Here is a 9793-nt window from a genome sequence, read left to right as displayed (position 1 = left end):
TCAAGATCCGCCGCCTGCGCATCCCTTCTCAACAGATTCACTTGTCAAAGAACCAAACGATACATCATCACCCGGCTCTAAACCCGGGCCTTCAACAACCAACGCATCAGCGCCAGCCATTTCAGGGATCGTTTCACCATCGCCGCCAGAGCGTGTCCGGCGCGTCGGTGGGGCGCTTTCTAGTCGCTCCACCAAACCCTGTCAACCGGTTTTTTTACCGCCCCCTCTTTTTTTCAGCGTCACCAGCGAACCGGCAAAACCCAAAAGACAGAAGCGAAACCAACCAACAGAAGCGAACCGAAGTCCGCCTTGCAATGATGTCTTAGTCCAACAATGTCAGTGGCTTACACCACCAAGAACCGTCCGCACCGCCACAACCACCAGGGCCGCCTCGCTGCGGGAGCCGGGGTATAGGACACCCAAACACAACAACGCAACAACTTTCTGCAGACATATGTCACTTTTCTGAAATGAACCCAGAACGCCACAAACCCTGGGGCCATCGACCCTATATATAGCGTGCAAAACAAAGCCCCCGGACTGCGACGTCCGGGGGCTTTTGAAAAGGGGCCTCAGTTGGCCGGTTTCACAAAGCGCAATGTCATGCGATCGCTTTCGCCGATGGCCAGATATTTGTCGCGATCCTGATCCTTCATGGTCAGGGTCGGCGGCAGGGTCCAGACGCCCTTGGCGTAATCCTTCGTATCGCGCGGGTTGGAGTTGATCTCCGACGTCGCCACCAGCTTGAAGCCGGCATCGGTCGCCAGCTTGATCACATAATCCTCGCGCACATAGCCGTTCGGGGCCTTGGGGTCCTGCGGCTGATCCTTATTGGCACGGTGTTCGACGACACCCAGCACGCCGCCGGGCTTCAGCGCCTTGAACATGGCCTTGAACGCATCCTCGGCCCAGCCCGCCCCCATCCAGTTATGGACATTGCGGAAGGTCAGGACACGGTCAACGGAACCGGCGGGTACGAAATCCAGCGCCTTGGGTCCGAACGCCGCCACCTGGGTATTGGCGTAAAGATCGGGACGGGCCGCCAGCTTGTCCTTGAAACGCTGGATACCGGCCAGGGCGCCGGCTGATGCGCCATTGGGATCAGACCCCGCAGCGATATAGCGGCCATTGGCGTTCAGGAGCGGGCCCAGCACCTCTGTGTACCAGCCGCCGCCCGGCCAGATCTCCACGACACTCATCCCCGGTTCGACCCCGAAGAATTCCAGCGTCTCCACCGGATGGCGCCACTGGTCGCGCGCCTTATTGGTGTCGGAGCGGTGATCACCGGCCAGAATCGGGGCCAGCAGGTCCCGCACGGGGGCAGCGGCCAGCTGCGTAGCGGGTGCATCGGCGGCCTGGGCCGGCAACAAAGGCAGGGAAAGGGCGGCGGCCAGCAGCAGCGGCACCGTCTTCTTGGAGATCATGAGCGTTCCTTCCGCGACAGAAGCACGGATGCCGACCCGGCATCCGGGTGGCGACACGCTAACCATGATGGGGCCCGAGGCCAAGAGGCCGTTCGGCCTATCCATGACAGGACCATGTGCCGGGTACCGGATTGGCCCCACCAATGGCGCTCACATGAGAGATGTCGGGTGAGAAAATTGGTGCCCCCGGTCGGACTCGAACCAACACGCCCTTGCGGGCAACAGATTTTGAGTTTCACGTAGTAATCCCGACTACTCCCGCCCGTGCCCTAAAATCAAAGATTTCCAGTGCAATTAATTGCACCAAACCCTTTCTTCCGTACCCCGGCTTGACCTTACACTCTTGTCATTGCAACCTAGGTGCAACCTAAAAGGATGCCATCATGCCGCCCCAGAAGCTTACACCAACTTTCGTCAACGGCCTTCAGCCCGAAGCCAAGGACTATTCTGTTTATGACACAGAGGTTCCTGGCTTCTTCGTCAAGGTGACGCCAAAGGGGAAGAAGGTTTATTTCTACTGGTATCGGACGCGAGATGGACAGGCCCGGAAGTACCGGTTGGGCAATCATGGGATCGTCGCTACACCGAAGGCCCGGGACATGGCCCGTCAGGCCGCAGCAGACGTGGCAGCCGGTGGCGACCCCGCCACTAGGCTTGCGGAACAGAAGGCAGCCCCCACCGTGGCGGAAGCGTGTCAGCGCTTCCGGGAGTGGCTGACAGCGCATCGCAAACCCAGCACAGCGCGGGAATACGCCCGTGTCCTTGAGCGGATCATCGAACCAAGATGGGGAAAGCTCAAGCTCCAGAACCTCGCCCGCAGCGAGGTCGAGGCCCTGCATCATAAGCTGTCAGCGACCCCCTACGAGGCCAACCGCATGCTTGCCGTCCTCAGCAGCATGCTGACCAAGTCTATCGGTTGGGGCTTGATTCCGAAGGGTAGCAACTTCTGCCCGGATATTGAGAGATACCCGGAGACAAAGCGGGGTACCGTCTTATCCTCCGAACAGATGCGTGTGCTTGGGGAAGCTTTGAGGGCGATGCAGTCCCAGGATGAGTCCAGGGCAATCGCCAATGCCTTGCTGCTACTGCTTTTCACTGGCTGTCGGCGTGGGGAGGTCATCTCGCTGAAATGGGAATATGTTGACCTTGAACACAGTGTCATCCGGCTTCCCGACAGTAAGACCGGGCAGCGTTCACACACTCTGGGGCGTGGAGCCGTAGCGCTGTTGTCATCGATACCGAAGGAAGCTTGCACTCCTTATATATTCCCGTCCTTCCGAAATCAGAATCGCCCCATGTCGGCGGATACCCTGTCCCACGCATGGGTAAGGCTGAGGGAGGCTACCGGCCTGACAAAACTTCGTCTTCATGACCTGCGGCACAACCGTGGAAGTTGGGGGGCAAAGAATCATCTTGGTGGCTACACTTTGCAAAATATGCTTGGTCATAAGAACATGCAGACCACCCAGCGGTACCTTCACCCCTTCGACGAAGCTTTGGTCAAAGCGAACGACCTTGTAGACGATCAATTCACGGAGCTTCTAGGAATTGAGAGTACTGAGACAGTGCAATTAATTGCAACGCGCTAACTCTTCGATTTGGATATGTCCACGACATAAAGATTTGGTACTTCTGGGCATGAAAAATTTATTCAAAGAACCCGAAGAAAATGCTTGACTCTCCCGCACACCCTGTAGTTATCTTGCTCCCGACGAGACCCCACAAAGTCCTCGTCCCACCTCAGAGGTGGATATCTAAATCCTTTGCCCAACAGCAAGGGTCAGCGAAGCCAAGGAGGGCGTGCTGGTGAAACGACGCAACCCACAGGGATTGCGTGTATTCGCCTGTCCTCTTTGGGAAGATTGGCGGATGCACGCTCCCGATTTTGAAGGAGTGTAGCATTGTGATGAGTACCGCTTATCTGACTTGCCAGCAGGCCGCCAGTCATCTGCTGCTTTCTTACAAGACGCTGGAGAAGTGGCGCAGCCTCGGCATCGGCCCCCGCTTCTGCAAGATGGGCCGCCGCGTCCGCTACCGCCTCGTTGATCTCAACGACTGGGCGGCTGCGAACCTTAAGACCAGCACGAGCGTCTGAGGCCACATGATGACGGGCTCAACGAAGGGAAAATCTGGCTTTTGCTGGAAGGCAATCGAAGCGCACGAACAGAAGCTGTACGACGCCATGGTTGCTGCTCTTGCAAAAGGTCAGAAGAGGAAGGCCCGATATGCTCAGGGGCGCTATCTTCAATCCTTCGCGGCCCGTCTGATTGCAGTCCGGAAGACCTTCCAATCCTGTGAGCACGGCAAACGGCCCGCTCGTAAGGACCTTCCCATTATCGCCAGAAAGCTCTGCGCTTGGCAGGGGTCGGGTGAGAAGGTGAGGGTAAACTACCAGTTGAAGACCAATGGATCGGATGACCTCCGAATCACCATGGCCTTCGGCTTTCAGAACCGAGCGCTTCAACGGTTGGTGTCCAGAGCATTGGAGCCCTTCGCCGAGCTCGATAAGAACCAGTTTGCCACGAAAGGAGGTGTCCGCGCCGCGATTGCCACCGTCTCCGACGCTCTGCAATCCGGCCACCAGTACGGATGTGAAGTAGACATAGCGGATTGCTATCCGAGCCTTGGTGGAGTGGGGGGCACAAATCTCCTCCCCCTCCCCCCGGACGTCACTAACAGAGTTGTTGTCTCTAAGGAACTAAACCTCATTCCAGGGAATATCGCGGAGTGGGTTGGCAAGGAGTTTTTGGACGGCGCTATCGCCGGAGCCATTACAGAGGCTCGGTTGGGGATTCCTCAAGGGTCGTCTGTTTCTCCCTTGGTCGCGGACATTCTGCTGAAATCGGTTCTCAGCCAAGTGCAAACGAAAGGGGTAATCGTCACTTACGCTGATAACTTTTTGCTGATGGCCAAAACCCCGGAAGAAGCAGAGTCGATGTTTCAAGCTTTGGGGAGTGCCTTAACCGGATATCCAGCCGGGCCGCTGACGCCAAAAAAGCCAGTCCGTTTTAATCCGAAGATTCCAGTCCGGTTCCTCGGACATATCCTCGAATTGAAGGAAGGGAAGTACGTAGCAAGACCAGATGACGAAAATTTTGCCAAATTCAACGGGAAATTCGGACGTCTGCGAATCAAGCTATTGAAGTCCGTTCACAGCAAGAAGTCTCTTCGAAAGGCGGCATCTAGAATTGTAAAATATGTCAATGGATGGACTAACTCCTTTGCAAATTGGCCGCACATCAATGACCACATCAAAATTTGCTGTGGGCGGCTGGCAAATATTAAAGGAGTTTTAATGAAAAATGAGGGCCACAGACTTAGGTTCAAGTTAAAAGAATGAGAAATAATATCTCAGAATTATGCAGCTATATTGTAAATCGAAGCCAAACCCACTTATTGTTTATAAACCAACATTTACAAAAGTTCGACACATGGAACCGAAGCGCTTCATCGCCTATTACAGAGTATCCACCGAGCGCCAGGGCCGGAGCGGCCTTGGCCTGGAGGCGCAGCAGCGCGCGGTCGCCGATTTTCTGCGTAACGGCGACCACCAGCTTGTCGAAAGCTTCACGGAGGTGGAGAGCGGGCGGCGGTGCGACCGGCCACAGTTGGCCCTTGCCAAGGGGGCATGCCGAAAGCACCGGGCCACGTTGGTGATTGCAAAGCTGGACCGGCTGGCCCGGAGCGTGGCCTTCGTCTCCGGCCTGATGGAGGGCGGCATCGACTTTATCGCGGCTGACATGCCACAGGCCGACCGGTTCATGCTCCATGTCTACGCCGCCATGGCGGAGGAGGAGGCACGGAAGATCAGCGCGCGGACCCGCGAGGCGCTGGCATCCGCAAAGGCACGCGGCGTGGCCTTGGGGAACCGCCGGAACCTGGATCAGGCCAGAACGGAATCGCTGAAGCAGCGGCAGGCACAGGCCAGCCTGTTTGCCCGCAACACCCTCCCCCTGATCCGCCAGATACAGGCGACCGGCGTCACCTCTTGGACAGGCATTGCGGAGATATTGAACCGACGGGGTATCAGCGCCCCCCGTGGCGGCCAGTGGCATCCAGCATCGGTTCGCACGCTGGCGATGAAGGGAGACACCAATGTTGAGCCCTGACCAGGATGGGTTTCTTACAGGGGACCGGGGGGCATTCTGTGCAATCAATTGCACTGGCCGCACCGGTCGTTCGACATCGCCGACGGGGCACCCATCGTGAAGTCATGATCACCGTTGCCTTACCAGCCCCGAGACACGCCATAACCGATTGACGCTGAACGGACTCAACCGTTACCTCTCCGGAGGCATGATCGCACTGTTGTGCAAGACGGCGTTTGTCTGGCTGAATGCCGACGAAACAATAGGGCACCAAGTTCCGGCGGTATGAGTGAGGCAGAGCAATATGGATGGGAATGTGCGCAAGGAACGGTTTCTGGCTGCGTTGGCGGAACTCGGTGGTTCTGCCGGAAACGGGCGCTTGCGCGAGGCTCTGCGGTGGGATGAGGTCGTATACAATAACGTGAAGGATGAGCTTGTCGCCCAAGGTGCCGTCGTTCCCGGTCGTGGTCGTGGTGGGTCCGTGAGCGTTGTCGGGGCCGCCGATTCATCTGCTGAAAGGACGCTGTTCCCGATGACCGACGGCACACCAACGGTTCCCAGCCGGCCCGCACCTGAACGCGAGACCGCCCCCGCCAAACCGCCCCGCACGGACCGGAATGGGGGCGATCTGGGCTTTGAGGCAGAACTGTTCAAGGCGGCAGACAAGCTGCGCGGCAATATGGAGCCGTCGGATTACAAGCATGTCGCACTGGGCCTGATTTTCCTGAAGCACATCTCCGACAGCTTCGAGGCCAAGCGGAACGAGCTTCTGGCCGATTACCCCGAGGGCGCGGAGGACCGCGACGAGTACGCCGCCGATAACGTGTTCTGGGTCCCCCCGGCGGCCCGTTGGTCGCATCTTCAGGCGAATGCCAAACAGCCGACCATCGGCAAGCTGATCGACGAGGCGATGATCGCCATCGAGAAGGATAACGAAAACCTTAAGGGCGTGCTGCCCAAGGATTATGCCCGCCCTGCGCTGAACGCCGTGATGCTGGGGGAGTTGATCGACCTGATTTCCGGCATCGCGCTGGGCAGTCAGAAGGGCGAGGCCCGCGACGTTCTGGGCCGTGTCTACGAATATTTCCTGGGTCAGTTCGCCGGGTCGGAGGGCAAGCGCGGCGGGGAGTTCTACACACCCCGATCCGTCGTGCGCGTAATGGTCGAGATGATCGAGCCCTTCAAGGGCCGTGTCTATGATCCGTGCTGCGGGTCGGGCGGCATGTTCGTGCAGTCGGAAAAGTTCGTGGAGCTGCATGGAGGGCGCATCGGCGACATCGCCGTCTATGGGCAGGAATCGAACTACACGACGTGGCGGTTAGCCAAGATGAACCTTGCGGTGCGCGGCATTGATGCGGACATCAAATGGAACAGCGAAGGCAGCTTTCATAAGGATGAGCTGCGCGACCTGAAGGCCGATTTCATCCTGGCCAACCCGCCCTTCAATATTTCCGATTGGGGGGGCGACCGCCTGCGCGAGGATGTGCGGTGGAAATACGGCACCCCGCCCGCCGGCAATGCCAACTTTGCCTGGGTGCAGCACATCGTCCACCACTTGTCACCGGCGGGGGTGGCGGGCGTGGTGCTGGCCAATGGCTCCATGTCATCGACCCAGAATGGCGAGGGTGAGATTCGCCGCGCGCTGATCGAGGGGGCGAACGGCGCGCCGGGCGTGGTGGATTGCATGGTGGCCTTGCCGGGGCAGCTTTTCTATTCCACCCAGATTCCCGTCTGCCTCTGGTTCCTGGCGCGGGATAAATCCAATGGCCTTGCCCGCAATGCCAAGCTGCGCGACCGGCGGGGCGAGGTGCTGTTCATCGACGCCCGCAAGCTGGGCCATATGGTGGACCGCACGCGCAAGGAGTTCTCCGACGCGGATATCAACAAGATCACCCGCGCCTATCATGCCTGGCGGGGCGAGAGCGACGCCGGCACCTACGAGGATGTGCCGGGCTTCTGCAAATCGGCCAGCCTGGAAGACATCAAGGCCAACGGCTATGTGCTGACACCGGGGCGGTATGTGGGGGCGGCGGAGGAGGAGGCCGATGATGTGCCGTTCGCGGTGCGAATGGCGCAACTGGTCGCCACCCTGGAGGACCAGCAGAAGCAGGCGGCAAGCCTGGACGCCAGCATCCGCGCCAATCTGCGCCGCCTTGGTTTCCCGATGCCGGAGGATGGTGATGGACGGCAAGCCTGATATCCTACCCCTGGAAAATGCCATCCGGCGTCTGGAAGCGGCGATTGCCGCCTATCAGGCCGACACCAGCAACGACCTTATCCGCGACGGTCTGGTCCAGCGGTTCGAATTTACCTATGAACTCAGCCACAAAATGCTGAAACGCTATCTTGAATATACGGCGGCCACGCCGGAACTGCTGGACCAGATGGCCTTTCAGGATGTGATCCGCACCGGCAACGAACAAGGGTTGCTGCTGGGTGACTGGCCCCGCTGGCGCCAGTATCGGGACATGCGGTCCCGGACCAGCCATACCTATGACGAGGCCGTGGCGCTGACGGTTGTTGCCGGCATTCCCGGCTTTCTCGAAGAAGCTCGCTATCTACGCGACCGGCTACGAGACCGGTTGGCATGAGCGATACCGTTCCCACGATCGATATCCGCCCCGACCATTGGGCCATCGTGCGCGACATCCTGGCCCACCATGTGCCAGATCGGGAGGTCTGGGCCTTCGGCTCCCGCGCTACCTGGACCGCCAAGGATTATTCCGACCTGGATTTGGTCATCCTGGGCGACCAGCCTTTGGTGCCCAACGTCCGGGCGGCGTTGGGTGAGGATTTCGCAGAATCCGACCTGCCCTATAAGGTGGATGTGGTCGAATGGGCCGGGTTGGGCGATGGGTTCAAGGAGATTATCCGGCGGGATCGGGTTGTGGTGAAGAAAATCAACGACAAGCTAACAATGAAAAATCGGGCCACCAATCCTGTTTATAACCAAAAAGCAGAAGAGCCGTGGATCAAAGGGACTATCGGAGATCTGATTACTTTACAGCGCGGCATCGACTTGCCAACAAAAAGTCGCACAGCCGGAAATGTGCCCATCATGGGATCATTTGGAGTCACTGGTCGCCATTCTGAAGCGGCATGCAAAGGCCCTGGGGTCACCGTTGGCAGAAGCGGAGCCTCGGCTGGTACAGTCTGCTATATCGCGGAAGATTTCTGGCCACTCAACACCTGTCTTTATGTGAAAGACTTCAAAGGAAACAACGCAAGATTTGTATATTATTTTCTAGCGACATTTGATCTCGCTGGATTGAATTCAGGAAGTGCTCAGCCGTCATTGAACCGAAATTTTGTGCATCCACTCCCAGCAACTTTTCCCAAGCCGTCAGAGCAGGAAGCTATTGCCGCAATCCTCGGCACCCTCGACGACAAGATCGAGTTGAACCGGCGGATGAACGAGACGCTGGAGGCGATGGCGCGGGCGATCTTCAAGGACTGGTTCGTCGATTTCGGCCCCACCCGCGCCAAGATGGAGGGCCGCGCGCCCTACCTCGCCCCGGACATCTGGTCCCTCTTCCCTGACCGCCTCGACGACGAGGGAAAACCGGAAGGGTGGCAATGCGTGTCGCTAGCTTCGTTGATGGAAGTAAACCCTCCGGAGCCATTAGCGCGTGGCAGCATAGCACCATATATTGACATGGCCTCGGTTCCAACAGTTGGCCCAAATCCAGCACCATATATTCTTCGAGAGTTTGGCTCTGGCATGCGCTTTCGAAATGGCGATGCTCTGTTGGCACGGATCACGCCTTGCCTGGAAAACGGTAAGACTGCTTTCGTTCAAGGTCTTGCCGATGGAGAGGTGGCTTGGGGCTCAACTGAGTTTATCGTGCTGCGGTCACGCCATCCGATTCCGAAGCCTCTCGCCTACCTAGTGGCCCGTGACCCGTTGTTTCGAGCACATGCCATTCGAAGCATGACTGGAACATCAGGAAGGCAACGGGCATCAAACGATGCTGTGTCCGCCTATCCCTTGTTTAAGCCCAAAGATGATGCACTCTGGGCGGGGCTGGGTAGCATGATTGACCCGATGTTCGCACGTATAGCTGCGAACGATGCAGAAACGCAGACCCTCGCCGCCACCCGCGACTTCCTGTTGCCAAAGCTCATGTCGGGCGAGGTTCGCGTCAAGGACGCCGAGAAGCTGGTCGGGGAGGCTGATGAACCCGGTTCTCTATTCTGATCATCCACCATGCACGAAAAAACGGTTTGCTGATCATGAAACCCGCTTTGGTGATCAACAAGGTGTTTTGTCGTGCATGGATG

9 protein-coding genes are annotated in these 9793 nt (G+C 58.1%); 8 read left to right on the top strand and 1 reads right to left on the bottom strand.

Translation table 11 applies throughout. The features are described from left to right. Window positions 1-326: hypothetical protein (locus ACODSP_RS03395; RefSeq protein ID WP_488964222.1), on the top strand; the 326-nt coding region annotated here is incomplete at its 5' end. Window positions 327-572: 246 nt separating this feature from the next. Here the strand turns inward: ACODSP_RS03395 and ACODSP_RS03390 are convergent. Further along, window positions 573-1424, bottom strand: coding sequence for a class I SAM-dependent methyltransferase (locus tag ACODSP_RS03390; RefSeq protein ID WP_488964221.1), 852 nt, complete (start codon window positions 1422-1424; stop codon window positions 573-575). A gap of 383 nt (window positions 1425-1807) precedes the next feature. Here ACODSP_RS03390 and ACODSP_RS03385 point away from each other — a divergent pair, with 383 nt between their 5' ends. From ACODSP_RS03385 to ACODSP_RS03355, 7 genes are all read left to right on the top strand, one after another. Next, a complete protein-coding gene (locus ACODSP_RS03385) occupies window positions 1808-3013 on the top strand; it encodes a tyrosine-type recombinase/integrase (protein WP_488964220.1) in 1206 nt (401 codons plus the stop codon). Between the two features lie 317 nt (window positions 3014-3330). Further along, on the top strand, window positions 3331-3519 hold the full coding sequence (locus ACODSP_RS03380) for a helix-turn-helix transcriptional regulator (RefSeq protein ID WP_488964219.1): 189 nt from the start codon (window positions 3331-3333) through the stop codon (window positions 3517-3519). A 6-nt stretch (window positions 3520-3525) separates the two neighbouring features. Next, window positions 3526-4764: a reverse transcriptase domain-containing protein gene (locus ACODSP_RS03375; RefSeq protein WP_488964218.1), complete on the top strand. Its 1239-nt coding sequence runs from the start codon at window positions 3526-3528 to the stop codon at window positions 4762-4764. Window positions 4765-4855: 91 nt separating this feature from the next. Next, complete coding sequence (locus ACODSP_RS03370) at window positions 4856-5533, top strand: recombinase family protein (protein ID WP_488964217.1); 678 nt, start codon at window positions 4856-4858, stop codon at window positions 5531-5533. Window positions 5534-5801: 268 nt separating this feature from the next. Then, window positions 5802-7709 carry a class I SAM-dependent DNA methyltransferase gene (locus ACODSP_RS03365; RefSeq protein ID WP_488964216.1) on the top strand — a complete coding sequence of 636 codons (1908 nt, stop codon included), beginning with the start codon at window positions 5802-5804 and terminating at the stop codon, window positions 7707-7709. Continuing rightward, a complete protein-coding gene (locus tag ACODSP_RS03360; protein ID WP_488964215.1) occupies window positions 7693-8103 on the top strand; it encodes a nucleotidyltransferase substrate binding protein in 411 nt (136 codons plus the stop codon). The genes ACODSP_RS03365 and ACODSP_RS03360 overlap by 17 nt, the downstream gene beginning before the upstream one ends. Further along, window positions 8100-9710 carry a restriction endonuclease subunit S gene (locus tag ACODSP_RS03355; protein WP_488964214.1) on the top strand — a complete coding sequence of 537 codons (1611 nt, stop codon included), beginning with the start codon at window positions 8100-8102 and terminating at the stop codon, window positions 9708-9710. Before ACODSP_RS03360 ends, ACODSP_RS03355 begins: the two co-directional genes overlap by 4 nt. The last annotated feature ends 83 nt before the right edge of the window (window positions 9711-9793 follow it).

It is taken from the genome of Niveispirillum sp. FG156, from assembly GCF_057809555.1.
The sequence above is the reverse complement of the archived record's forward strand: the minus strand, read 5'-3'. Positions and strand labels throughout refer to the sequence as shown.

Coding starts and splice junctions, on each gene's coding strand:
- ACODSP_RS03360 (WP_488964215.1), top strand. CDS start 7,693: ATGGACGGCAAGCCTGATATCCTACCCCTGGAAAATGCCATCCGGCGT.
- ACODSP_RS03370 (WP_488964217.1), top strand. CDS start 4,856: ATGGAACCGAAGCGCTTCATCGCCTATTACAGAGTATCCACCGAGCGC.
- ACODSP_RS03380 (WP_488964219.1), top strand. CDS start 3,331: ATGAGTACCGCTTATCTGACTTGCCAGCAGGCCGCCAGTCATCTGCTG.
- ACODSP_RS03355 (WP_488964214.1), top strand. CDS start 8,100: ATGAGCGATACCGTTCCCACGATCGATATCCGCCCCGACCATTGGGCC.
- ACODSP_RS03375 (WP_488964218.1), top strand. CDS start 3,526: ATGATGACGGGCTCAACGAAGGGAAAATCTGGCTTTTGCTGGAAGGCA.
- ACODSP_RS03390 (WP_488964221.1), bottom strand. CDS start 1,424: ATGATCTCCAAGAAGACGGTGCCGCTGCTGCTGGCCGCCGCCCTTTCC.
- ACODSP_RS03385 (WP_488964220.1), top strand. CDS start 1,808: ATGCCGCCCCAGAAGCTTACACCAACTTTCGTCAACGGCCTTCAGCCC.